Annotated in this window: 16 protein-coding genes; 8 read left to right on the forward strand and 8 right to left on the reverse strand. The window is 52.8% G+C overall.

From position 1 onward, the window contains the following. Positions 1-3 precede the first annotated feature (3 nt). The 4 genes from EYB48_RS16675 to EYB48_RS16690 form a co-directional block, all read right to left on the reverse strand. Positions 4-3393 (reverse strand): PAS domain S-box protein, encoded by a 3390-nt coding sequence (locus EYB48_RS16675; RefSeq protein ID WP_162021513.1) that lies wholly within the window; start codon positions 3391-3393, stop codon positions 4-6. A 202-nt stretch (positions 3394-3595) separates the two neighbouring features. Beyond that, positions 3596-5707, reverse strand: a complete 2112-nt coding sequence (locus EYB48_RS16680; RefSeq protein WP_162021514.1) for a putative bifunctional diguanylate cyclase/phosphodiesterase — start codon at positions 5705-5707, stop codon at positions 3596-3598. Positions 5708-5940: 233 nt separating this feature from the next. Then, positions 5941-6627, reverse strand: a complete 687-nt coding sequence (locus EYB48_RS16685; protein WP_162021515.1) for a TetR/AcrR family transcriptional regulator — start codon at positions 6625-6627, stop codon at positions 5941-5943. A 1-nt stretch (position 6628) separates the two neighbouring features. Beyond that, complete coding sequence (locus EYB48_RS16690) at positions 6629-8062, reverse strand: aminotransferase-like domain-containing protein (protein ID WP_162021516.1); 1434 nt, start codon at positions 8060-8062, stop codon at positions 6629-6631. 160 nt (positions 8063-8222) lie between these two features. Between EYB48_RS16690 and aptA the strand changes: the two genes are divergently transcribed. The 7 genes from aptA to EYB48_RS16725 all read left to right on the forward strand — a co-directional run bounded on the left by aptA (position 8223) and on the right by EYB48_RS16725 (position 18320). After that, complete coding sequence (gene aptA / locus EYB48_RS16695) at positions 8223-9533, forward strand: omega-aminotransferase AptA (protein ID WP_235935228.1); 1311 nt, start codon at positions 8223-8225, stop codon at positions 9531-9533. Between the two features lie 2 nt (positions 9534-9535). Beyond that, complete coding sequence (locus EYB48_RS16700) at positions 9536-11035, forward strand: CoA-acylating methylmalonate-semialdehyde dehydrogenase (protein WP_162021517.1); 1500 nt, start codon at positions 9536-9538, stop codon at positions 11033-11035. 118 nt (positions 11036-11153) lie between these two features. Next, positions 11154-12557, forward strand: coding sequence for an NAD(P)-dependent oxidoreductase (locus EYB48_RS16705; RefSeq protein ID WP_162021518.1), 1404 nt, complete (start codon positions 11154-11156; stop codon positions 12555-12557). A gap of 1 nt (position 12558) precedes the next feature. After that, complete coding sequence (gene preA / locus EYB48_RS16710; protein ID WP_162021519.1) at positions 12559-13842, forward strand: NAD-dependent dihydropyrimidine dehydrogenase subunit PreA; 1284 nt, start codon at positions 12559-12561, stop codon at positions 13840-13842. A 279-nt stretch (positions 13843-14121) separates the two neighbouring features. Then, a complete protein-coding gene (locus EYB48_RS16715) occupies positions 14122-15576 on the forward strand; it encodes an NCS1 family nucleobase:cation symporter-1 (protein WP_162021520.1) in 1455 nt (484 codons plus the stop codon). Positions 15577-15631: 55 nt separating this feature from the next. Next, positions 15632-17050, forward strand: a complete 1419-nt coding sequence (hydA, locus tag EYB48_RS16720; protein ID WP_162021521.1) for a dihydropyrimidinase — start codon at positions 15632-15634, stop codon at positions 17048-17050. Between the two features lie 22 nt (positions 17051-17072). Next, on the forward strand, positions 17073-18320 hold the full coding sequence (locus EYB48_RS16725; protein WP_162021522.1) for a Zn-dependent hydrolase: 1248 nt from the start codon (positions 17073-17075) through the stop codon (positions 18318-18320). A gap of 50 nt (positions 18321-18370) precedes the next feature. Here the strand turns inward: EYB48_RS16725 and EYB48_RS16730 are convergent, their stop codons facing one another. Both EYB48_RS16730 and EYB48_RS16735 read right to left on the reverse strand, forming a co-directional pair. Further along, the gene (locus EYB48_RS16730; RefSeq protein ID WP_162021523.1) at positions 18371-19009 is read right to left on the reverse strand and encodes an FMN-binding negative transcriptional regulator; all 639 of its coding nucleotides are present in this window, start codon (positions 19007-19009) and stop codon (positions 18371-18373) included. An 840-nt stretch (positions 19010-19849) separates the two neighbouring features. Next, the gene (locus tag EYB48_RS16735; protein WP_162021524.1) at positions 19850-21916 is read right to left on the reverse strand and encodes a M13 family metallopeptidase; all 2067 of its coding nucleotides are present in this window, start codon (positions 21914-21916) and stop codon (positions 19850-19852) included. Positions 21917-22248: 332 nt separating this feature from the next. Between EYB48_RS16735 and EYB48_RS16740 the strand changes: the two genes are divergently transcribed. Further along, on the forward strand, positions 22249-23679 hold the full coding sequence (locus tag EYB48_RS16740) for an IgA Peptidase M64 (RefSeq protein ID WP_162021525.1): 1431 nt from the start codon (positions 22249-22251) through the stop codon (positions 23677-23679). Positions 23680-23742: 63 nt separating this feature from the next. Here the strand turns inward: EYB48_RS16740 and lgt are convergent, their stop codons facing one another. Together lgt and EYB48_RS16750 are read right to left on the reverse strand one after the other, a co-directional pair. Beyond that, positions 23743-24552, reverse strand: coding sequence for a prolipoprotein diacylglyceryl transferase (lgt, locus tag EYB48_RS16745; protein WP_162021526.1), 810 nt, complete (start codon positions 24550-24552; stop codon positions 23743-23745). Between the two features lie 68 nt (positions 24553-24620). Further along, positions 24621-25526, reverse strand: coding sequence for a LysR family transcriptional regulator (locus EYB48_RS16750; RefSeq protein ID WP_202927818.1), 906 nt, complete (start codon positions 25524-25526; stop codon positions 24621-24623). Positions 25527-25570 lie beyond the last annotated feature (44 nt).

Below are 25570 nucleotides of genomic sequence, written 5' to 3' on the forward strand. Positions count from 1 at the left end.
GGATTATACCTTTGCCTGACTTTCAGGGTGAGCCGGCGCGGCGAATTGGTAGGGCAACTCAAAATAAAACGTGGCACCCTGACCTGGCATGGATTCGAAACCAACCTGCCCCCCCATATGTTCTACCAGCTCACGCGTAATCGCCAAACCTAATCCAGTCCCCCCTTTTTCTCTGGTATCGGAGGAGTCCGCCTGTGCAAATTTTTGGAATATTCTGCTTCTGAACTCTTTGGGGATGCCATTCCCCTTATCGGTAACACTGATGCGTACAAAGTGATGATGCAAACTGGTAGAGATCATCACCGTTTCCTGTTGCGGTGAATACTTAATGGCATTCGACAGTAAGTTGGAAATAATCTGCATGAAACGCTGACTATCTACGGAGATCAGGACATCGGGTACAGGCTCACTGACAGACAGCCGTATCTGCCGCTGCGCGCCAAAGGTAGTATGAGTTTCTACGGATTGTTGCAGTAAAGCGTTTAAGGCCAATTGCTGGATGTGGAAGTGCATTTTTCCTGCGCTGAGCTTCTCCATATCGAGCAAATCATCAATCAGATAGGTCAGGCGCTGACTGTTTTTACTTGCAATATTGAGCAGTGGTGTCAGGCTGTCCGGCAAAGTGCCGGTTGCGCCGCCGAGCAATAAGCCGAGGGCCCCTGAAATGGACGTCAGAGGAGTGCGTAATTCGTGACTGACGGTAGAAATAAATTCGCTCTTAATGCGATCAAGCCGCTTTCTTTCCGTGATATCGCGCATCAGCCCTATGTATAAAGGCCGTCCCTGACGTGTTACTGCAGATACCGACAAATCCAGCGGGAATACATTGCCATCTTTTTTGCGTGCCTCGGTTTCTTGTGCTGCTCCGAGTACCGATTGTTCATCCAGCTGGCGTCCCTGGTAGAGATGCGAGCCCACTTGCGCACGCTCGGGCAATAGCACACTGAAATGCTGACCCGTCAGTTCATCACGCTGGTAGCCGAAAATATTGGCTGCGGCCGGATTCACTGCATCTATCCTGCCTTTGTGGTTGACGGTGATAATCCCGTCGAGCACATTGTCGAGTATTGCCTGAGTATGCGCAGCCTGATCCTGCATCGCCTGTTCGCTGGCTTTGGTGGTGCTGATATCCTGAAAAATCCCATACAGTTTGTGGATCTGGTAATCCTTAAACTGCGCTAAACCTATGACCCGCACCCAGCGTTCATTGCCTTTGGCGGTAATGATTTTGAATTCATCGTCAAACTTCTGTCCTTTGTTTTCCGCGTCATGGAGCAAAGTCCGGATGCGATCCCTGTACTTTCCTTTTTTGAAAAATGTAAGTGCCTGCTCATTATCACATTCAAAATCCGGCGCCACTTCATGAATTTGCCGGGTAACTTTGCTCCAAGTTAGCTTTTTGCCCAACAGATCATATTCCCAGGTACCGATACGCGCTGCTGCATTCGATTGTTCCAGTAATTCATAGGCATGGGCCAGTTTTTCTTCTGCCAAGCGTTCCTGCGTCACGTCCTGGTGACTGCCAGACATCACCAGTGGCTCCCCCTCACTGCTCCAGCTGACGACACAACCTCGATCCCTGACCCATATCCAATGTCCGTTCTTGTGGCGCAGACGCGTGGTCAGATCATAATAAGGAACCTCTCCGCTGAAATGCTGTTGCAATAATCGACTGGCTACTTTCAGATCGTCGGGATGACACAGATTGAGCCAGGTTTGCGTGGTTGTTGGTGACAGCTCGTCCAGCGTGTAACCCAGCATTTCAGCCCAACGCTCATTAAATATCGTATTTCCGGACGGAATGTCGCATTCCCAGGTGCCGATATTGGTGCCTTCTATGATATTGGCGAGACGTTTTTCACTTTCCTCGTGCTGGCGCTGTATGCGTTCGGCATTCACCAGTTGACCAACTGTGATTTGCATAGGCTGCAGAAAATCAGCCAGTTTCCGGGAGTAAGCGCTCTTGCGGTTCGCCAGACCTATCATCGCCAACATTTTGCCATCATGGTGAACTGGTATGCCCATGAAGCTCCTGAGCTCAGGATGGCCTTCCGGAATGCCTGCTGCCCGGGGATGGTTTTTTGCATCGTTCGCAATCACAATTTCCTGGGTCAGCATTGCATACCCAAACAAGGTACGCGTATTGGTAAATTCCAGACCTTTGGCGAGATTTTGTTGTACAAACTCTTTGGTGGCAGTATTCCAGGCGATATCAGTAATGGAATAGGTTTTCAGATAGGGTTGCTGTAATTTGTCATACAGGACTTCACCGATGAAGCCATATTCACTGTCGGTCAGTTGCAGCATATCTTCAAGCAGGGTGTCGAAGCCTTTACTGCGTTCTTTGCCTTTAATAAATTGCGTTTGAGCTCTTGCGATCGCAGTATTCATTAATTCCTGCATTGCGAGGGAGTTGTTTAGCTCGATACGTCGCAGTGTCGCATTGACCCAGTCACCCAGGATGTTGATGAACTCTTTTTCAGTTTCTGAGTACGGTTGCGCGCGCGCGACTTTATCTGAAAATCCCAGCGTGCCATAGCGCTTGCCATCCATGAATAAAGGAATACCGATATAGGTTTCCTGTTTAAATTTAGCATAGCTGGGATGTAGCCGGTACGCGCTGGCGTAGGTATTTTGCAAGGCGAACACACCATGTTCACGGTTAACCAGATCAGAATAGGTTTCAGATTGTGGGTAAACGCTACCCTCCAGGCTGTCATCGGTGGCAGGATGCTGCACCATGATTTCCAGCTTATCTTCTGGCAGTTTGCGCGAAATAATACCGGTTGTGAGTTGCAGATACTGGCATCCGAGTGCCAGTGTTTCACGCAACAGCGTGATCGGATCTTCAAAGCTCAGTGAAGTGATACGGGTTAGCGTCAACAGTGCATCGTGTTGGCGTTGCGCTTGCTGATTGGCAATTTCGTGCTCTACACAAGCGGCAAGTTCACACAGAATTTTTTCTTCATGCTCGTTCAGTTGACGTGGCTGATCATCAATCAAACACAGGCTGCCCAGCCTTTGTCCGTTTGGGGCATGCAAAGGTGCACCGGCATAAAAGCGGATAAACGGCGCATTCAGCACCAAGGGATTGTCCTCAAAACGAGGATCTTTCTTCGCGTCCCCGACCACCAGCAAGTCGGAGGAGAGTATGGTGTGCCCGCAAAAAGAGATATCTCTTGGCGTTTCGCAGACATCCAGACCCTGTTTGGATTTTAACCATTGACGCTTGGCGTCAACCAAAGAAATCAAGACTATTTTGCACTGAAACAGCTGTTGCGCCAGTCTGGTCAGCCGGTCGAAACGTTCTTCAGACTGCGTATCAAGTAATCCGCATTGCCTCAATGTCGTGAGGCGGAGTTCTTCGTCATGGGGAAATTCCGGTGGCTGCATAACTTAAACTGGATATCAGATGAGGTCGTTGCTGAGTAAAGATTTCCGAAGGAAGAGAAATCTCACTTTAGGCTTTAGTCTTGCGTATTGTTCGCTTTAATCAAACTAAGCCGTCTTATTGACTCAGAAATATACTGCATTTAAGCAATAGTAATCGGGAAGTTGCCTCTTTGCATAAAAATGCTGGCAAAAAACGGAAAAATTATGTTTTTTGCGACAGGGGTATATGCGCGTTCATCCACTCCTGTAGAGAGTTTCCGTACAAGGGTTTACTAAGCAGGTAGCCTTGCATGGCATCACAGCCGAGTTCGATCAGGGTGGCTTTTTCCTGCTCTTGCTCGATACCTTCTGCCACCACGTGCAGGTTCAAACCATGACCCATTTCTATAATGGTTCTGACCAGTTTTTTGGTGGCTTCGGCATGCTGGATATCAGACACAAAACTACGGTCAATTTTGAGTTCATCGACCGGCAATTTTTGCAGATAGGCGAGTGACGAATAGCCGGTGCCAAAATCGTCGATAGACAGGCCTACCCCGGTATCCCTGAGTCTGTTGAGTAATTCTATCGTCGCTTGCGGGTCTTCCATGATGCCGCTTTCTGTCATTTCGATTTTAAGCAGATGGGGCGCAATATCATATTTTTTGAGCAGGCTGACGACGCGCTCAGGAAAGCTGCGGTCACGTAAATCATAGGTGCTGACGTTGACTGCAATACTAAGATTAGGGTAATGCTGTTTCCATGCATGGAGCTTAAGTAAGGCACTGTCCAGCATCCATTGTGTCACGATGCTGATATAACCGGTTTTTTCGGCAAAGGGGATGAATTCAGCCGGAGAGATAAAGCCACGTTCAGGATGCTGCCAGCGCACCAGTGATTCAAATCCGTAAATGCTGCCATTTTGCAGATTCAGTTTTGGCTGCAGCCACATTTGCAGTTCTGATGCTTTGACCGCGGAGCGCAAATCTGACAACAGGCTTAAGTGGCTAAGCCGGGAAGCTTCTTGCGCATCGTTGTACCATGCGCTTTGCCGCGTATAGCGCTTGGCCGCATACAGCGCGACTTCGGCATTCCGCATCAGGCTGATCAGGCTGATTTTTTGTTCGGTGACGATAGCGAAACCATAGACCAGACTGACGTCAACTGCATGTTGATTGCAACGTACAGGTTGACCCATAGCGGCATCAATCCGTTCAAAAATCTCTGTCACTGTGTCTTTATGATGTGCCGGTATCAGCAGCGCAAAAGCACCACCTGTCAGCTTGGTCAGTAAAAGCGTCTGGCCCGAATCAAAGGCGTGAGTGACCTCCTGGATGCGCTTGGCGACATCAGAAATGACATAGTCGCCAGTGTCAAACCCCAGGGTTTCATTGATAGTTTTCAGGCGCGCCAGATCCATCAGTATCATGCCGTAATGTTCCAGCTCCTGATGTTCAAATGCTTTCAGCAGATAGGTCCGGTTTGGCAATCGAGTGATAGGGTCGTAATACGCAAACTGCTCGATATCGCTTTCACGCTGTGCAATTGCTGCCGACATCAGATTCAGCGCCGTACCTACCCGAGTGACTTCCTCGGTATTACTGGCAGGGACTTGAGATGTATAGTCACCGGAAGCTATTCGTAATGCATTTTGTTCCAGAATGGCTAAGGGCTTAATTACGCTGCGCGTAGTCAGCCAGGCGAGCATGGCGGCAAACAGGATGATGACTGAGGATAGGATAATGACCAGAAGGCCGGTTTTCTCTAACTCATCCTGGGATTGTAACTGGTGTTGTTGCACCAGTTTTTGCTCATAGTCGAGCAGGATTTTTGATTCCTGTAACAAGGCGGACAGGGCTGGTTGTACATCTTCGATGAAAGTCTGTTTAGCGATTTCCTGACCCTGATCTTCGAGCTGATTCACCATCTCATTAAAGATGCGGTAGTAATTTTCTTTACGCAGCTTCAGTCTCTGCAAATTATCCAGTTGCATCTGATCGGTCAGATTAGTTTCCAGCGATTCGATTAAATCCGTGATCTGGCGATTCTTGACATCCACCAGCGCATACTCAATTTCACGTTTTTCACGACTGGAAGTCAGCAACTGTAATAAGGCGTTGCTGACGCTTTCGGCAGACAGACTCAGCGCCTGAACATCGAGCAGGCTGCGCATTTCTTTCTGAGTGAATTCCTTATTCCGGGCTGTCATTTTCTGTATTTGTGAAAATGGCATCAATATCAGCGCTGCGATCAGTACCAGCAGTAAACCATAGCTGATAGCAAGCCGAACGCCGATACGGCGGAATCCTAATTGGTTGATCAGTTGTTCTAACAAGGCTGGTATCCCGTTCGTGCTGGAGTAAATATGTTAGGCAGAAATCAGTCGCTGACCCTCAGGTACGAGGACTTTTAATGAGGCAGATGGCGAAATCTGATCCAGCAAGCACATCATTTAACATAAGTGTACAAGCTATATGACCAAGTACCATTCCGCGGCTGTGGCGGTTTAGTATCAGCTCTATACCTGTACAAAAGTATATCCGTACTTCGCAGCATCATAGACATTTTTTAAGCCCTTTTCTGCCTGAGGGGCTGGGAGAGTAAGCGGCTCAGCACCAGATCTGTGATCAATTCTTCGGCGGCCTGAAAATCCTGTTCCTGCAGTGCAGTATGGCCCAGCACCAGCCCCATTTGAATGGAAAAATCTGCATACGACTGGGTCATCGCCCAGATAGAAAACAACAGGTGGGCCGGGTTCAGCGCAGCCATCTTGCCTTCGCTGATCCAACGTTCGAAGATGGCGATATCTTTTTGCATCTGCGGCAAGATTTTTGCTTGCATCGCCTGGCCATATACCGGCGCACCGCTGATCACTTCCATCGCATACACGCGTGAAGCCTCGGGCTGTTCGCGTGAAAACCTGAGTTTGGCGGCAATATAGCTGCGCAGCAGACTGGCTGGCTCCTGACTCTCGTCTGCCAGTATGTCCATTTTTTCCAGCCATTGATCGAGTATCTGATCGAGCACACACAGGTATAAGGCTTGTTTGCTGGAGAAATAATAGAGCAGGTTTTGTTTCGATAAACCTGCTCTTTCCGCGATATTGGCCAGGCTGCTGCCAGCGTAACCGGATTCGGCAAAGACTTCGATGGCACAGTGCAGTATCCTGGCCTTGGTCTGATCGCGCTGATCGCTCTGCTTTTCAGTACGCTCATTCGTACGCTCATTCGTACGTTTCTCTGTGCGCTTGTCCATCTCACAGACTCCGTAGAAAACTCAGCAACATTGGAGAATCACACCAGGCGATATTGAAGCGCCACCAGGGGTAGGGCGATTCCTGCAGGCTGAAGAAGTGATCCGGTGCCAGCAAAATACCGGCATCCTGCGCCAGTTGGGTGAGCTGATGCACGCTCTGTGTGGCGTTCGGCAAACCGGCGCTGACAAACATGCCGCCACGCGGTTGTGCCAGCAGTTGCAGGCCGGCGCTTTGCAATATCTGCTGTGCCTTTATCTGCCCCTGATCCAGCTGCCGCTTCAGCCTTTCCGTCATACGCCGGTACTGGCTGGAGCTCAGCGCATGTAGCACCGCACGCTCATTGATTTCTGAAGTCGTCAGCCCAGCCAGCATCTTGATGCGTAACAGCTCACCGGTCAGCGAGTGCGAGGCGCAGATAGAACCTACCCGCAGCGCCGGTGACAGCACTTTGGAAAAACTGCCTACCCGTATCACGCGCCGCAAGCCATCCATGGCCGCCAGCGAAGGCTCAGGCCGTGGGCACAGTTCACGGTAGATATCATCTTCCACCAGCCAGAAATCGAATTGCTCAGCCAGCGCGAGTAAGCGATGTACCTGGGGCTGGTTCAGACTGGTGCCGAGTGGGTTTTGCAGTACGGTATTGACGAACATGATTTTAGGCTGATGCAGCACCGCTTTCTCTGTCAGCACATCCAGCTGCAGACCGCTGGCATCACGCGGTATGCCAACCGGTATGCAGCCATGATGGCGGATCAGGGAGATCAGATTGCTGTAGCCCGGGGTCTCCACCAGGACCACATCGCCCGCTTTGCACAGAGTACGCAGGATCAGATCAAAGGCATGGGTCGCACCATGTGTGAGCAGTATCTGTTCGGGATCGACTGCAAATAAGTCTTGTGACAAAGTCTGCGCCAAATGCTGGCGCAGGCTGGGAAAGCCTAGCGGATTGCCATACCCGCGCAGTCGCTGGCTGGGAATGCGCATCGCCTGACGCACCGAATCGAGCAAGGTATCGTCGCCATACCATTCCGGTGGCAGCCAGCCGGAACCGACTGGCAAGGCGGTCGACACGCCGGAATACAAATCCGGACTCAGTGCATCCTGCGTCAGTTGCGGGATGGGCACAGCCGGACTGGCCAGGGTAGCAGGCCGGTTGACGAAATAACCGGAGCCACGGCGCGAACTTAGCAAACCCAGCGTGATTAGCCTTTCATAGGACTCCACCACGGTAAAGGTACTGACCGCATTACACTTCGCAAACTGACGCACCGAGGGCATTTTGCTGCCCTGAGTCAGTGACTGTTGCCTGACCAGCTGACTGACTTCCTGCACGATTTGCTCGACCAGGCTGGTGCTTTTACCGCGCTCCAGATGTAGTCTGGGCCACTGCTGGTCAAGGTCTGCCGGACCGGCTGGTTTTTCAATCACGTCCATCGCGACACCTTTTTATGTGAACACTGGTTCTGACTGTACAGTTATCCTGAACTGTACGGTTGGGAAAATGAGTGGCTGCTGTATATGTCAAGCCTGCATAAGCTTATTTAGGATTTCAACATACTTTTACCAGTTGGTAAATTTTTTCAGGGGAAAGCATATGCTTAACAAACAACAGCTGAATGCCTACTGGATGCCATTCACAGCGAATCGTGATTACAAAGAGGCTCCACGCGTGGTGGCATCGGCCGCAGGGATGTATTACCGCGATCAGCAGGGACGTGAAATTCTGGATGGCACCGCCGGTCTTTGGTGTGTGCCGCTGGGACACTCGCATCCAACCATCGTGCGTGCGGTGCAGCAAGCAGTGGCAACGCTGGACTATGCACCCGCATTCCAGATGGGCCATCCGGCCGCGTTCGAGCTGGCGGAGCAACTGATCGCTTTCAGCGGCCATCAGTTTGGTCAGGTGTTTTACACCAATTCGGGATCCGAGGCGGTGGATACTGCGATGAAGATGGTGCTCGCTTATCACCGCACACGTGGCGAAGCGCAGCGTACCCGTTTCATCAGCCGTGAGCGTGGTTACCATGGTGTCGGTTTTGGTGGTATGTCAGTCGGTGGGCTGCCGGCCAACCGCAAACACTTCGGGAATTTACTGGGTGGCGTGGATTATCTGCCACATACCCATAATCTGGAAAAAAATGCGTTTAGCCGTGGCTTGCCGGAATACGGTACCCACCTCGCAGATGAACTGGAACGTATCGTCGCCTTGCATGATGCCTCCACTATCGCAGCGGTGATCGTCGAGCCCCTGTCCGGTTCAGCCGGTGTGATTCTGCCGCCTAAGGGTTATCTGAAACGCTTGCGCGAACTGTGTGACAAGCACGGCATCCTGCTGATTTTTGATGAAGTGATTACCGGCTTTGGCCGCATGGCGACGCCGTTTGCAGCCGATTTTTTTGATGTGCGGCCTGATCTGATGACGACTGCCAAGGGCCTGACCAATGGTGTGGTGCCTATGGGTGCCGTATTCAGCCGCTCCATGATTTACGAAACCCTGATGCAGAGCCCGGCCGGTATTGAGTTCTTCCACGGCTATACCTATTCCGGTCATCCCTTAGCCTGCGCAGCCGGACTGGCTTCGCTGCAGGTATTTAAAGAAGAAAAAGTGCTGGAGCATGCGCAGAGCATGACGGCGTACTGGGAAGATGCATTGCACTCGCTCAAAGGCTTACCGCATGTGATCGACTTACGCAATGTCGGCCTGATCGGTGCGATTGAGCTGGAGCCGATTCCGGGCAAACCAGGTGCACGTGCGATGGCAGCGTATAAGCAAGCCTTTGCGGAAGGTGTGCTGGTCAGAACCACCGGTGACATCATCGCCTTGTCGCCACCGCTTATCCTGGAAAAACAACATATCGATCTGTTGTTCGGCAAATTACATCAAATCCTCAAAAACCTGGCTTAAGCATGAAGACCTATCAAGTAGAACATTTTATCAATGGCAGCCTGCATCAGAGCCGCTTGCCACGTTACGCAGATATCTTTAATCCGGCTTATGGCACGGTGCAGGGACAAGTGGCGCTGGGTGATACGGACGATGTGGCACTGGCGGTCGCTGCGGCTAAACAAGCTTTTAGCGGCTGGGCCAATACACCGGCACTGGCACGTGCGCGCATCCTGATGAATTACCTGAATCTGCTGCATCAGCACAGCGATGAGCTGGCCGATATGCTGACGCGTGAACACGGCAAAACCACGGCCGATGCCAAAGGTGAGATTGCTCGTGGCATAGAAGTCGTGGAGTTTGCGATTGGTATTCCGCAATTACTGAAAGGGGAGTATTCCGAGCAGATCGCACGTGGCATCGATGCCTGCAGCATGCGTCAGCCACTGGGGGTGGTGGCCGGGATTACGCCATTTAATTTCCCCGTCATGGTACCGATGTGGATGTTCCCGATTGCACTGGCCTGCGGCAACACCTTTATTTTGAAACCCTCAGAACGCGATCCTTCGCCTTCACTGCTGCATGCGCGCTTACTGCGCGAAGCCGGTTTGCCGGATGGGGTATTCAATGTCGTGCAGGGTGATAAGCAAGTGGTGGATGCTTTGCTGGATCATCCCGATGTGCAGGCGATCAGCTTCGTCGGCTCCACTCCTATCGCTGAAGCAATTTATGCGCGTGGCTGCGCCAATGGCAAGCGGGTGCAGGCACTCGGCGGTGCCAAGAATCATATGGTAGTCATGCCGGATGCCGATCTGGATATGGCAGTCGATGCTTTGATGGGCGCTGCCTATGGCTCTGCCGGAGAACGCTGCATGGCGATTTCAGTTGCTGTGGCAGTGGGCAGCGCAGCCGATGCGCTGGTAGAGCGCATGGCAGAGCGCGTACGCCTGCTGAAAGTCAACCATGGCAAGGCAGCTGATGCAGAGATGGGGCCGGTGATCACCAAAGCCGCACAACAGCGCATAGAACACTTAATTTCTGAAGGCGTGCAGCAAGGCGCTACGCTGGTCGTAGATGGGCGCGGCTATGTGGTGCCAGGTTGTGAGCAGGGCTTTTTTACCGGCGGCAGCCTGTTTGATCATGTGACTCCTGATATGAGTATTTATCGCCAGGAGATCTTTGGCCCGGTCTTATGTGTGCTCAGGGTGCCAGATATGGCGTCCGCCGCTGAACTGATCAATCAGCATGAATATGGTAACGGCGTCGCTGTATTTACCAGCGATGGCGGTACCGCACGCGAATTCGTGAGGATGATACAAGTCGGCATGGTGGGTGTGAATGTGCCTTTGCCGGTACCGATGGCATTTCACAGCTTTGGCGGCTGGAAGCGCAGCCTGTTCGGTGATCATCATATCTATGGCCCGGAAGGCGTGCGTTTCTATACCCGTCTGAAAGCCGTGATGCAGCGCTGGCCGGACAGCGTCAGTAAAGGTACAGAATTTGCTTTTCCCCAAATGAAGTAAGTTTGCACCGCCAGGCTTGCAGCTGAACTGCAGGTCTGGCAGCGCAATTGAGCACTTAAGTTGATTCATGTTTCAGGATGTACCTATGTATATGTAGCAATGACGATAGGAGCCACCCATGTTGGAAGCCTTAAAGCATCTTGCCTCAACCTCCGCAGCATCAGCATCAGCTTCAGCATCAAACTCTGCAACAAACCCAGCAGGACAGACTGAACTGCTCAAGCGCTTCAGTGATTTACAGCCGCCGCTGAATGCGCGTCAGGCTGCGCTCGAAAGTGCGCGTTGTCTGTACTGCTACGATGCGCCTTGTACCCGTATCTGCCCGACAGAAATTGATGTGCCTTCCTTCATACAGAACATCGCCAGCGGCAATCTGCAGGGTGCCGCGACTGGCATTTTGCAGCAAAACATACTGGGAGCGAGTTGTTCGCGTGTGTGTCCCACCGAGATTTTGTGTGAACATGCCTGTGTACGTAATCATGACAGCGAAGCGGCACCGGTGCGTATCGGCCTCTTGCAACGCTATGCGCTCGATCATGCTGAATTCACTTCCCATCCATTTCAGCGTGCGCCTGCCACTGGTAAAACTATTGCCATCGTTGGTGCTGGTCCGGCTGGACTGGCCTGTGCGCATCAGTTAGCCATGCATGGTCATGAAGTAGTGATTTATGAGTCGCAAGCCAAAGCAGGCGGCCTCAATGAATACGGCATCGCGCGCTATAAGCTGGTGCAGGACACAGCGCAGCATGAAATCGAATTCCTGCTGGGTATAGGCGGCATTCGCATCCTGTGCAATCAGACGCTGGGGCTGCAAATTCATCTGAGCGATTTACGCAGGGATTATGATGCGGTGTTTCTCGCGATAGGGCTGGGTGCCAGCCGTCAGCTTGGTCTGGCAGAGGAAGATGCACCTGGCATGTTAGCTGCGGTTGACTATATCGCTGAACTGCGCCAGAGCCAGGATTTATTGGGCCTGGCGCTGCCTGCACAATGCGTGGTGATCGGCGCCGGTAACACGGCAATCGACATGGCGGTGCAGATCGCCCGTCTGGGTGCAGAGCAGGTCACATTGGTGTATCGCCGTGGTGCACAGCAGATGTCTGCCACCGCACACGAGCAATCGATTGCGCGTGATCACCAGGTCAGAATCATGACCTGGCAACAGCCGCAGCAAGTGCTGCTGAATGCACAGGGTCAGGTGAGCGGATTGCGCGTGGTGCAAACGCGAGAACATGCGGGGCGTCTGATCGCCGATGGCGCCATCACAGATATTCCGGCGCAGGCAATCTTTAAAGCGATAGGGCAAACGCTGGATACGCAAACCTTCAGCGATGGCGATGCGCGCGATATCCATATTGAGCACGACAAAATCCGGGTTGATGTGCAATACCGCACCAGCCTGGAAGGTGTGTATGCGGGCGGCGACTGTATCGCTGCCGGCCTAGACTTGACGGTGCAGGCGGTACAACACGGAAAGCTGGCTGCGCTGGCGATCCACTCTGATCTGAATGCGAAGGTGTGATATGGCTGATCTGTCGATTAATTTTGCAGGTATCAAATCGCCTAACCCGTTCTGGCTGGCCTCTGCGCCACCGACCGATAAGGCCTACAACGTGGTACGTGCGTTTGAAGCTGGCTGGGGTGGGGTGGTATGGAAAACCCTGGGTGAAGATCCGCCACCGGTGAATGTCTCTTCGCGTTATTCCGCGCACTTCGGCAAAAACCGTGAGGTCATCGGCTTCAATAATATCGAATTGATTACCGACCGTAGTCTGGACATCAATCTGCGCGAAATCACGCAAGTGAAAAAAGACTGGCCAGACCGCGCCATGATTGTCTCGCTGATGTATCCCTGCGATGTAGCCAGCTGGAAGCGTATTTTGCCGTTGGTGGAGGCGACCGGTGCAGATGGCATAGAACTCAATTTCGGCTGTCCGCACGGTATGCCGGAACGTGGCATGGGTGCTGCCGTCGGTCAGGTTCCTGAGTATGTGGAAATGATCACACGCTGGTGCAAACAGTATTGCTCCTTGCCGGTGATCGTTAAACTGACGCCGAATATCACCGATATCCGGGTCCCGGCACGGGCGGCACTGGCGGGTGGTGCGGATGCGGTGTCACTCATCAATACCATTAATTCGATTACGTCCATCGATCTGGAGCAGATGGTAGCGCGGCCGATAGTCGGTCATCAAAGTACCCACGGCGGTTACTGTGGCAGTGCGGTTAAACCAATTGCGCTGAATATGGTGGCGGAAATTGCACGCGACCCTGCCACGCGCGGTTTGCCGTTGTCCGGTATAGGCGGTATCGGTAACTGGCGGGATGCGGCTGAATTCATCGCACTGGGTGCCGGTTCGGTGCAGGTCTGCACCGCGGCGATGTTGCATGGCTTCCGTATTGTGCATGAAATGAAGGATGGTTTGTCGCGCTGGATGGATACGCAAGGCTATGCCAGCATCGCTGACTTTTGTGGCAAAGCGGTACCGCAAACCACAGACTGGAAATACCTGGATATGAATTACCAGGTGGTCGCGCACATCAATCAGGATGACTGCATACAGTGCGGTCGTTGCTATGTGGCCTGTGAAGATACTTCCCATCAGTCTATCGCCCAACTCATCACGGCAGAGAATGGCCGTCGCTATGAAGTCAAGGCTGAAGAATGCGTGGGCTGCAATCTGTGTCAGATCACTTGTCCGGTAGAAGGCTGCATCAGCATGCTGCCGCAGGATACCGGTAAGACCTACATGAACTGGACCCAGGACCCGCGTAACCCGCGTGCTGAACCGGCGTCGCAATCCTGAAGCCTGATCTGAAGCTTGATTCTGAGGAAGTCTGTGATGACGGCTGATCCAGCCTCGTCACACTTAAGTGTTGAAATGTCGGCCATGCTGACAAAAAACAGAACGTCGTGCGCAGGCAGGCGTAGTATGCTGCGATGCTGAACGCTTGCCAGCCTGCCAGCGCAGTCTATGCTGCTGTGCTGATGCAGGCCGGAACAATTTTTGCGTATATCCGCTTGCTGCAAACCCAGCGGCGAGGTACACCGTTTCAACACTTAAACCGAATTTTGTAGGAGACCAATGATGCATACTGAAAGTGGGCGATTGTGGAATGAAGACCTGGCCCCGACCACGGAGGCGCAGCGTAACTGGCGCTGGTACCATTTCGCCGCCTTGTGGGTCGGGATGGTCATGTGCATTCCCGCTTACACCCTGGCTGCGAGCCTGATCGAAGGCGGCATGTCTGCCGTGCAGGCGGTCAGTACCGTGTTTATCGCGAATGCTATCGTATTGATCCCCATGCTGCTGATCGGTCATGCCGGTGCTAAATACGGCATCCCGTATGCGGTGCTGGCACGCACCTCATTTGGTGTGCAAGGAGCGCGTTTGCCAGCGCTGATGCGTGCCATCGTGGCCTGTGGCTGGTATGGTATCCAGACCTGGTTTGGCGGTCAGATGATATATACGCTGGGCGGGGTGTTACTCGGCCATCCGCTGGGTGGCGATGCCTTACCAGGACTAGGCATTAATGCCGCACAACTGGTTTGTTTTCTGCTGTTCTGGGGCATACAGTTCTGGTATATCTTTCATGGCATGGATGCGATCCGCCAGCTGGAAACCTATACCGCGCCGCTCAAAATCCTGATTTGCTTCGTCTTGTTGGGCTGGGTTTATCAGAAAGCCGGCAGCTTTGGCCCTATTCTCGATCAACCCTCACAGTTTGCTGAAGGCGGCAAAAAAGCCGGTCAGTTCTGGAGCAGCTTCTGGCCCTCACTCACAGCCATGATAGGTTTCTGGGCCACGCTGGCTTTGAATATTCCTGACTTCACACGTTTTGCTAAATCCCAGCGCGATCAGGTGCTGGGCCAGACCATCGGTCTGCCTGCGCCTATGGGTTTGCTGGCTTTGCTGGCGGTGATTGTGACTTCGGCTACCGTTGTTTTGTACGGCAAAGCAATCTGGGATCCGGTCGATCTGGCCAGCCGCATGACAGGCGCGGCGGTCCTGGTAGCCTTGATTATCCTGCTGATTGATACCGTTTCTGTGAATCTGGCTGCGAATCTGGTGGGACCCGCTTATGATTTTTCTGCGCTGAATCCGGAAAAAATTTCGTATAAAACCGGTGGCTATATTACGGCCGGTATCGCGCTGGTGATGATGCCGTGGAAGATACTGGAAACCACCCAGGGTTATATTTTCACCTGGCTGATCGGTTACTCTGCTTTGCTGGGACCGATAGCCGGTATCCTGATTATCGATTACTACTTTATCCGCCGCACCCGTATTGAGGTTGCAGCGCTGTATCAGGAACAGGGCATATACAGCTATCAGAATGGCTGGAATATGGCTGCGGTCGCTGCCTTTATTCTGGGCGTATTGCCGAATATACCGGGCTTTTTGAATGCCGCCTTTCCAGCTTCTTTCCCTGATATTTCTGATTTTTGGAAAACCCTGTACACCTATGCCTGGTTTCTGGGTCTGATGCTGTCAGGTGTGATTTATTTGCTGCTGATGAAGGGCAAGCGCGCAGCTTGAATTCCGGCTGGCAGCCAGCCGGGTGGTCGATGTGGTCTTAGTTTCAGGAGTCGCGATGAGTATCTTGATACGTGGTGGTACGGTAGTGAATGCAGACACAGAATTTCGCGCCGATGTCTTATGCGAAGGCGGGAAGATTCTGGCAGTAGCAGCCCGGCTTGAGGCACCGGCCGGTGCCGAAGTCATCGAAGCCGGTGGCTTGTATGTGATGCCGGGCGGTATAGATCCGCATACCCATATGCAGTTGCCTTTCATGGGTACGGTCACCCAGGATGATTTTTTCAGCGGGACTGCCGCCGGGCTCGCAGGCGGCACCACCAGTATCATCGACTTTGTGATTCCCGATCCTCAGCAAAGTCTGATGGAGGCGTTTCAGCAATGGCGCGGCTGGGCAGAAAAATCTGCAGCCGACTATTCTTTTCATGTTGCGGTTACCTGGTGGGATGACAGCGTACATCGCGATATGGGCACGCTGGTGCAGGAGCATGGCGTCAATAGCTTCAAGCATTTCATGGCCTACAAAAACGCCATCATGGCCGATGATGAAATTCTGGTTAACAGCTTTTCACGCGCAGTGGAACTGGGTGCGATGCCGACTGTGCATGCGGAAAACGGTGAGCTGGTTTACCGCCTGCAGCAAGCCTTACTGCAACAGGGTAAAACCGGACCTGCCTCTCATCCGCTGTCACGGCCACCGGTAGTGGAAGCAGAAGCCGCACAGCGTGCGATCGCGATTGCCGATGTGCTGCATACGCCTCTATACATTGTCCACGTGTCCTGCGCAGAATCGCTGGCCGCGATCACACGTGCCCGTAGCAATGGGCAGCGGGTGTTTGGTGAGGTGTTGGCCGGACATTTGACCGTGAACGACAGCGTTTATCAGCAAGCCGATTTTGCTCAGGCTGCTGCGCATGTGATGAGTCCGCCCTTCCGGGCGGAGCATCACCAGCAAGCCTTGTGGCAGGGTTTACAGAGTGGGAATCTGCACACCACAGCGACCGATCACTGCACGTTTTGCGCGGCCCAGAAAGCTGCGGGCAAAGATGATTTCACGCGAATTCCGAATGGCTGCGGCGGCATAGAAGAACGCATGATGGTGCTGTGGGATGCCGGGGTCAACAGCGGCAAACTCACGCCTTCTGAATTTGTGCGTGTGACTTCTGCCAATTGCGCCCAGATCTTCAATATCTATCCACGTAAAGGTGTGATTGCTGCTGGTTCCGATGCCGATCTGGTGTTATGGGACCCGGCCGCCAGCAGAACTTTGTCGGTGAAGACCCAGTTTTCACGCGGTGATTTCAATGTGTTTGAAGGCCGCCAGGTCAGGGGCGTGCCTACCCATACCATCAGCGGCGGCAAGCTGGTATATCAGCTGGGTGACTTGCGTGCAGTGGCCGGAGCCGGTCAGTATGTGAAGCGGCCACCGTATTCCGCCGTGTTTGCGGCGATGGATAAAATGCGCAAAGCGTATTGATTGCAACTCAAGGAGAAGCACGATGTCCGTACAGCAGTTACGTATTAATCAGGAACGTTTGTGGCAATCGCTGATGGAACTGGCGCAGATCGGTGCGACTGAAAAAGGCGGCGTAAAACGGCTGGCGCTGACCGATCTGGATAAACAGGGCCGTGATCTGGTGGTGTCCTGGGGCCGTGCCGCCGGACTCAGTATTACTATCGATCAGATCGGCAATGTGTTTATGCGGCGCGCGGGGCGCAATCCGGCACTGCCGCCGGTCATGTCCGGCAGTCATATTGATACCCAGCCGACCGGCGGTAAATTTGATGGCAATTACGGTGTGCTGGCGGCGCTGGAAGTGATACGTACCCTGAATGAACATCAGATAGAGACGGAGGCGCCATTGGAAGTGGCGTTCTGGACGAATGAAGAAGGGTCGCGCTTCGTACCGGTGATGATGGGCTCAGGCGTGTTTTGCGGCGCCTTCAGTCTGGAGCATGCGTATGCCGCGACCGACACCGCCGGACTGAGCGTTAAAGATGAATTACAACGCATCGGCTATCTGGGTGATCAGGTGCCCGGACAGCATCCTGTCGGCGCTTATTTCGAAGCGCATATCGAGCAGGGACCCGTACTCGAAGATGCAGGAAAAGTCATCGGTGTGGTTCCTGGTGTGCTGGGTTTATCCTGGTACGATTGCACTGTGACCGGTATGGAGGCGCATGCAGGACCGACGCCTATGGGCTTACGCAAGGATGCCTTGCAAGTCGCAACCGGCATCATGCAGGAAGTGGTGAATATCGGTAACCGCTATCCGCCTTATGGGCGTGGTACCGTGGGCATGGTGCAGGTGTTTCCCAACAGCCGTAATGTAATTCCGGGTGAAGTGAAATTCAGCATGGACTTACGCAATGTCACAGCTGAATTACTCGATACCATGCATCAGGAAATTCTGGCCTTTATCGAACAACGCAGCCGCGAGACTGGTCTGAAAATTCATGCAGAACGGGTTTCGTATTATCCGCCTTGCCCCTTCCATCCCGATTGTGTGGAGGCGGTACGCACCGCCACGGCTGCACTTGGATACAGCACGATGGATGTGGTGTCAGGCGCTGGGCATGATGCGATTTACACGGCAAGACTGGCGCCGTCTGGCATGATCTTTGTGCCCTGCAAAGATGGCATCAGCCACAATGAAATTGAAGATGCTCAGCCTGCGCATCTGGCCGCAGGTTGCAATGTTTTATTGCATGCGATGCTGGCGAGTGCAGGTGTCGTGCAGGATTAAACTGCGACCGTGTAAGCAGAATCCGCCAATTGTAAGACTGGCGGATTTTTTTATGCGCCAAATAATTGTTGTTCCGTGATATGCGCCAGTGCCTGTGCTGCGCTGTCGTTTTGTTCACGCAAACCAGCGGCGATATTGCTGCGGTTTTGCACCGACTTATTCTGGCTGGTTTTCCATTTTCCTGTGATACGTTCCACTGGAATTTCTATACCGACTATCATTTCCATCAGTGTCTGTATGTAATCAGCTGGTGCATCACTGACGCGCCAGGGATGACTGCGTTGCGCTTCAAAGTAATCGGTCAGTTGCTCCAGTATCTGCAGGAAAGCAGGCTTGTCATCGACGGTTTGCAGCTTGCCATGCACATGCACCACGGCGTAGTTATAAGTCGGCACCACCGCGCCGCTTTGCTGCTTTTCTTCATACCAGGCTGGCGTGATATACGCATGCGGCCCCTGAAACACCACCATGACTTCGCCCTGCTGCTGCCAGACCGGATTGGCACGCGCTACATGTGCGATCAGCCTGCCTTGCGGATGGATGGCATCAGCTGGCAGCATCAGCATAGGAATATGATCTGCAGTCAAACCCTGATCGCTGTGGCTGACCAGGCAGCCCAGCGGGTAAGTGCGTATCAATGCGTGCAATACTTCAGGCCGGTTTTCGTTGAAGGCAGCTGGCATATACATAGTGTTGAAGGGCTCCTGATTGACGTGGTATGGATAGGTGTTTGGTGCTGAAAAAAATAGCTGCTGCCTAAGCATCATGCCATGAATTGCTGACTGTTTGCGATACAGATGTAGCGCTTTTTCCGGGAATGTGTGTTTGCCACAAACTGCGCCGGAAGCAAATGATTATTGCGACCGGCACAGCAGCTTGTCAGCCATGATAAAGGCCTAAGTCAGGAGGCGTGCGCTGCGATACAGCGCGACGATGCGTGATCAGCGGGTTAGTGTAGGGATGCCCGTCGGGGAAACATCCAGCGGTGGCCTGTATGCTTACTGGCTGCCACCGGTGGACGCGCGGCCAGTCAAGCGAGCCTTAGTCGTAGCGTGACAAAACCATCGCGGCGCGCAGCAACAGCTGTGTCTGCCTGCTGCTTGCAGAGGCGGACTTGCTCAGGTGTGCTCGAGGTGCAAAGTATGCTTACGCTACGCATCATGAAATGATCAGTTTGGTGTTTGGGTGGAGCCTGATGTCCTGTTTTACCAGGGACATCGTTGTACTAAGTATTGTATGTATTGCGTGCTGCTGATTAGGAATCAGCCTGGCTGTTGCAGATGTAGCGAGGATAGAGCTGTTAGCCTTAGCTGTAGCCCTGGTGTTAGCATCGATGCGGCCTGACGCCCGGCAGTCTGAGCTGCGGTGCGCTTGTTGCATGTGGCGACATGATGGATGTGAGAGTTCATAGCCCTGACTGTATATGCTGAGCTTGTAAGTCGTCAAGTAAAAAAACAGCCACTTCGTTTCAGAAAGTGGCTGTCCGGTTTGTCTTGCTCAATGCTGCTGCATTCAGCAGAACATGCTGATTACCAGATGGTGATGCGTTTTTCCGGCGCGACGTACATCTTATCGCCTTCTTTAACGCCGAACGCGGAATAGAAGCCGGGGATGTTGGTCAGCGGTGCATTGCCACGAACTGAAGCCGGTGAATGCGGATCGGTATTGAGCAGGCGGATCGCCTCTGCATCACGTGCTTTACCGCGCCAGACTTGTGCCCAGCCCATGAACAGGCGTTGTTCGCCGCTATAGCCATCGATCACCGGCGCAGGTTTGCCGCCCAGCGAAATCAGATAGGCTTTATAGGCGATAGACAGACCGGAGTTATCGGCGATGTTTTCACCCAGCGTCAGCGCGCCATTCACGTTGTAACCAGGCAGCGGGCTGTACGCATTGTATTGCGCGATCATCGCTGTGGTCAGTTTGCCGAAGTTAGCTTTATCCTCTTTGCTCCACCAGTCGCGCAGATTGCCGTCGCCGTCAGACTGGCTGCCGGAGTCATCAAAACCGTGGCTGATTTCATGGCCGATTACCGCACCGATACCACCGTAATTGACCGCATCATCCGCTGCCGGATTGAAGAAAGGCGGTTGCAGGATAGCAGCCGGGAACACGATTTCATTCTGACGCGAGTTGTAATATGCATTCACGGTTTGCGGGCTCATGCCCCATTCTTTACGGTCTACCGGCTGACCCAGTTTCGCGAGCTGACGTTGATAGCCATGTTCGCGACCGCGTATCACATTACCAACCAGATCATCTTTTTTGATGTTCAGCTTGCTGTAATCACGCCAGACATCCGGGTAACCTATCTTAGGGGTGAACTTAGACAGTTTGGTGAGCGCTTCTTTCTTGGTTTCCGGGCTCATCCATTCCAGCGTTTCTATGCTTTGACGGTAAGCCTCGATCAGATTGGCGACCAGCTTTTCCATGCGTGCCTTGTTTTCAGGCGGGAAGTGTTTTTCCACATAGATTTTGCCCAGCGCTTCAGACAGACTTTCTTCTACACGAGATACACCACGCTTCCAGCGCGGCTGATTTTCTGGAATGCCGCGCAGCGTCACGCTGGAAAACGCGAAATCTTCATCCACAAAACGCTTGGACAGCAAATGCGCATAGCTGCTCAGCACTTTCCATTTGTAATAACTTTTCCAGGTAGCCAGTGTTGTGTCTTCCTGCACTTTGGATAAGGCAGTGAAGAAACTTGGATGGCGCACGATCACATAATCGACTTTTTTGCCTACACCCGTGCCTTCAAAATAGCGGGTCCAGTTAAAGCCCGGCATCAGCTCAGTCAGTTTGCTGACTTCGACTTTGTTATAGGTTTTGACTGGGTTGCGGTTTTCCACCTTAGTCCACTGAATTTTTGCGATCGCGGTTTCCAGCGCGAGTATGGATGCCGCTGCCTGGGCGGCGTCTTTCTCGCCGCTCATGCCCAGCATTTTTTCTACGTGCTTCAGATACGCTTCTCGGAAGCCCTTCAGCTTGGCGTCGTCGTCCTTCAGGTAGTAATCACGGTCTGGTAAGCCCAGGCCGCCCTGACTGATATAGACCGCGTATTTGGCGGAATCGCGTGCATCCTGCGCCACGCCGGATTGCACGGGTAAAGACACGCCCAGGTGTGCCAGTTGCGCGATCAGCGCTGGCAAATCTTCTTTGCGGCTGACTTTATCGATCTGGCTGAAGATTGCTTTGAGTGGTTGTATATCCAGTTTGTCGGCACGTGCTTCATTCATGAAGCTGTTATACAGATCGGCGATTTTTTGTTCATTGCTGCCGGCTTTCAAATGCTTGTCCGCAGCCAGTGCAGTGATAATTGCATGCGAGCTTTGTTCAGACAGATCGCGCAACTGATCGAAAGAGCCGAAGCGTGCACGGTCAGCCGGAATGTCTGCCGTTGCCAGCCATTTGCCCGACATGAATTTGAAAAAGTCATCCTGAGGCCGTACGCTGCTGTCTATCCATTGCAAATCAATGCCGGATTGCGGGGCGGCCTGTTTGGCTACGGCAGCCGGTGCATTGTTAGCTGGCGCGGCGCTGGCGGGCAGTGCGTGAAATGCAGAAGCGAGTGCGAGACTCAGCAAGGTAAGACGCATAAGAATATCCTTAAAAAATTGAGTGGCTGTTCAGCTGGATGCGCCTTATGTGGCGCATTTTGTGGCGCTGTGATTGGTACTGACTACAAAGAACAGGCTGCTTGGAATCAGTGTAACGATGAAAAGTTCAGCACTACACACTGAAATTGAAAATTTTTTTGCGTATGTCTGATTCTGTGTACATCCACGGTGAACCATGGCGCTACAATGCGATCTTCCGAAATCTTGCTAAATAATTTTGCGCAGCGATGTTTTCCTACGCTACGACCAGAATTTTTGTCCAAATCAGCAAGCATTCAGCAAAGGATTCCTCTCTTTTTTTGTGAGTGTTTATGAAAAAATTTTTCCAATTAATGAGCCTGGCAGCTTGTCTGAGCACGGCTGCCATCAGCAGCGCACTGGCGGCGTCTGCCCCGGCTACCCCAGCTACAGTAAGGGTCGATTATCAGCATAGTGGCGATGCCAAGTCTGAACAGTATGCGATAGAGCGTGTATTGATTGAGCCTTTGCCGTGGCCGGGCAATCTGGAGAAGCGCATCGATCAGACCAATCGTGGGGTAAATAAATTTGAGGTGCGCGACGCTGCCAGCGGTGAATTGCTGTATTCACGCGGCTTTTCCACTATTTTCGGTGAATGGCAGAGTACCGATGAAGCGGCGAAACTCAAACGTAGTTTTCAGGAATCCCTGCGTTTTCCTAAACCTGAAAAACCAGTCACCGTCAGCGTACTCAAGCGTGACGAGAGCAATCGCTTTGTGCCGGTATGGAGTGTGAATGTCGATACGGATGCGCAGGATGTAATTAAAAAACAGCCAGACAGCGGCTTAAAACCGATACCTGTTCACGTCAGCGGTGCGTCCGCGGATAAGGTGGATTTGCTGATTATGGGCGATGGTTATACCCAGCAGGAAATGGCGAAGTTTGAAGCAGACGCACGCCGTCTGGCCAAGCATTTGTTCACCGTCACGCCATTTAAAGAACGCGAAAACGATTTCAATATCTGGGCTATCGCTGTACCTACCCCGCAAAGCGGCGTATCGCGCCCATCGACTGGTGTGTATCACGCTTCGGCTTTGGGTGCGCGTTACGATGTGTTTGGCAGCGAACGCTATATCCTGACGCTGGATAATCAGGCTTTGCGCAGCATCGCGCAAAATGCGCCGTATGAATTTATCGAAATTCTGGTCAACAACCAGACCTACGGCGGTGGTGGGATTTTTGGTCAGTTCAGTACCGCAGCTGCTGGCAGCGACTGGTCGAATTACTTGTTTGTGCATGAGTTCGGCCATCATTTCGCGGGTCTGGCCGATGAATACTATACCTCGCCGGTTGCCTATCAGAGTACGGGATTGCGTAATGAACCCTGGGAACCGAATGTGACCGCGATGAAAGATCCGGCGCAACTCAAGTGGAAGCAGTATCTGCAAGCAGCTACACCATTGCCGACCCCTTGGCCTAAGCAGGTGTATGACGAGGCATCGCGCGCTTATCAGAAAAAACGCGCTGAATTGCGCGCTGCCAACCGGCCCGAATCGGAAATGAATGCCTTGTTTAAAACCGACCTGGCTAAATCGACACAGTTACTCAATAGCGCGCCACACCGCCATACCATAGGCGCATTTGAAGGCGCTAACTATGAGTCGACAGGTTACTACCGGCCTGAAATGCAATGCATTATGTTTGATCGCAGTGAGAAATTCTGTGCAGTCTGCCGCGACGCGGTGACAGCGATGATAGACCTCTACGTACCGGCCAAACCCTGAGTACTATCGTGAAAAAAAATCCCGGAAGATCTGATCTTCCGGGATTTTTTTATCTGCTTCAGCTTAGGCAGGCTTGCTGACGGCAGGTGCGTTACGATAGGCCAGCAGCATTAAGATGCCACCTACGATGATCATAGGGAAGGACAGCATTTGCCCGGCCGAGATCGTGAGGCCAAGTACATGCACTTCATAGTCCGGGGTGCGGAAGTATTCAGTCAGGAAGCGTGTGCAGCCATACAGGATGACATACAGCGAACCAACCGCCAGACGTGGGCGCGCTTTGCTGGCAAACCACCACAGGATGAAGAACACCAGTACGCCATCGACCAGCGCCTGGTAAATCGGCGAAGGGTGTACCGGTAATGCCTGTCCGGGCCAGATCATGGCCCATGGCAGATCCGGGCTGGCCAGACGGCCGGGTAATTCGTGATTGATGAAGTTTCCGATACGGCCAGCCGCATAACCGAGCGGCACCAGCGGTGCAATAAAATCATACACATCGGCTAAATGCATATTGGTGCGGCGCGCCCACAGTGCCATCGCAATCAGCACACCCAGGAAACCGCCATGGAAAGACATGCCGCCTTTCCAGACCATCAAAATTTCCAGCGGATGTTCCAGGTAATACGGCAGGCCGTAAAACAGTACTTCACCCAGCCTGCCGCCGAGCACCACCCCGAGGACACCGTAAAACAGCATGTCATCGATATGCTCGCGGGTCCAGCCTTTGGCTGCGACATGCGGCAGCCGCAGCCGGTAACGTCCGAGCAGTATGAATTGGGTGAAGGCAACCAGATACATCAGGCCATACCAGTGAATTTTGAGCGGGCCCAGTGCGAAGGCAACCGGATCAGGATTTGGGTGTATCAACATAATGGCTAATCAGTTTCAGTGTGAAGATAAGGACAGGGGGCTGCTAGCGCAAACACAGCTCAGCCCTGTCAGACATAGGTATCGGATAACTGTAAAAAAGCGGCCAGCGCGGCTGAGTGATTATCTTTACGCCAGGCGATGCCGATTTCCACTTGTGGCACCTCGTCCAGCAAGGCATGGTAGACCACGCCGGGCCGCTTTAAGTTCGCGACGGATTGTGGCACAAGTGCGATTCCCATGCCAGCGGAAACCAGTCCGACTATGGTTTGCATCTGTATCGCCTCTTGCCCTATCACCGGCGTCAGGCCAGCCTGTGCAAAGCAGCTGAGTATCGAATCATGTAAAGCCGGTGCGATACGACGCGGGAACAGGATGATTTCCTGACCCGCACATTGCGCCAGTTGTACCGGTCCTGGCGGCAGCAACTGGTCTGGTGCAGCCAGTATCAGGGCTTCGTTCAGTATTTTGCGGTAATGTAAGTCCGTTTGCAGATGTTCAGGCAGCGGTGGAATCAGAAAACCCGCATCAATTTCACCGGCTTCCAGCGCCTGTAGCTGCACATCCGTGGTCGCTTCGCGCAGCGCAATTCGTATCCCGGGTGATTGTGTGCGGTATTGCCTGAGTAGTGGCGGCAGCACGCTGTAATCGGCAATCGACACAAAGGCCAGACTTAGCTGACCCAGGGTTCCGGCAGCATAGCCTTGCATGAGTTCAGGCAGGTACTGTGCCTGTTGCAGTAGCTTCTGTGCTTCCGGAATCAGCGCATTACCAGCCGCCGTCAGACTGATCTGGCGCGTGCTGCGTATGAACAGCGCGGCACCCAGCGTTTGCTCCAGTGCCTGTATCGCTTGCGACAAAGGTGGCTGGGTCATGTGCAGGCGTTGTGCGGCTCGGCCAAAGTGTAGTTCTTCGGCCACGGCCAAAAAATAGCGTAATTGTCTGAGTTCGGGAAGTTTGTGATCTGCGGATGTCATAAGCGTCAAAAAGCCGTTGGTACGCATCGGCTTTTGATGGCAGC

The sequence above is a fragment of the Cognatundibacterium crateris genome (assembly GCF_010078235.1).
Taxonomy (GTDB): domain Bacteria; phylum Pseudomonadota; class Gammaproteobacteria; order Burkholderiales; family Burkholderiaceae_D; genus Undibacterium; species Undibacterium crateris.

What these genes read in the sequence shown, in the direction of transcription:
- aptA (WP_235935228.1), top strand. Translation starts at nt 8,223, where the DNA reads ATGCTTAACAAACAACAGCTGAATGCCTACTGGATGCCATTCACAGCG.
- EYB48_RS16690 (WP_162021516.1), bottom strand. Translation starts at nt 8,062, where the DNA reads ATGGACGTGATTGAAAAACCAGCCGGTCCGGCAGACCTTGACCAGCAG.
- hydA (WP_162021521.1), top strand. Translation starts at nt 15,632, where the DNA reads ATGAGTATCTTGATACGTGGTGGTACGGTAGTGAATGCAGACACAGAA.
- EYB48_RS16735 (WP_162021524.1), bottom strand. Translation starts at nt 21,916, where the DNA reads ATGCGTCTTACCTTGCTGAGTCTCGCACTCGCTTCTGCATTTCACGCA.
- EYB48_RS16675 (WP_162021513.1), bottom strand. Translation starts at nt 3,393, where the DNA reads ATGCAGCCACCGGAATTTCCCCATGACGAAGAACTCCGCCTCACGACA.
- EYB48_RS16685 (WP_162021515.1), bottom strand. Translation starts at nt 6,627, where the DNA reads ATGGACAAGCGCACAGAGAAACGTACGAATGAGCGTACGAATGAGCGT.
- EYB48_RS16700 (WP_162021517.1), top strand. Translation starts at nt 9,536, where the DNA reads ATGAAGACCTATCAAGTAGAACATTTTATCAATGGCAGCCTGCATCAG.
- EYB48_RS16740 (WP_162021525.1), top strand. Translation starts at nt 22,249, where the DNA reads ATGAAAAAATTTTTCCAATTAATGAGCCTGGCAGCTTGTCTGAGCACG.
- EYB48_RS16730 (WP_162021523.1), bottom strand. Translation starts at nt 19,009, where the DNA reads ATGTATATGCCAGCTGCCTTCAACGAAAACCGGCCTGAAGTATTGCAC.
- EYB48_RS16705 (WP_162021518.1), top strand. Translation starts at nt 11,154, where the DNA reads ATGTTGGAAGCCTTAAAGCATCTTGCCTCAACCTCCGCAGCATCAGCA.
- EYB48_RS16750 (WP_202927818.1), bottom strand. Translation starts at nt 25,526, where the DNA reads ATGACATCCGCAGATCACAAACTTCCCGAACTCAGACAATTACGCTAT.
- EYB48_RS16715 (WP_162021520.1), top strand. Translation starts at nt 14,122, where the DNA reads ATGATGCATACTGAAAGTGGGCGATTGTGGAATGAAGACCTGGCCCCG.
- preA (WP_162021519.1), top strand. Translation starts at nt 12,559, where the DNA reads ATGGCTGATCTGTCGATTAATTTTGCAGGTATCAAATCGCCTAACCCG.
- EYB48_RS16725 (WP_162021522.1), top strand. Translation starts at nt 17,073, where the DNA reads ATGTCCGTACAGCAGTTACGTATTAATCAGGAACGTTTGTGGCAATCG.
- lgt (WP_162021526.1), bottom strand. Translation starts at nt 24,552, where the DNA reads ATGTTGATACACCCAAATCCTGATCCGGTTGCCTTCGCACTGGGCCCG.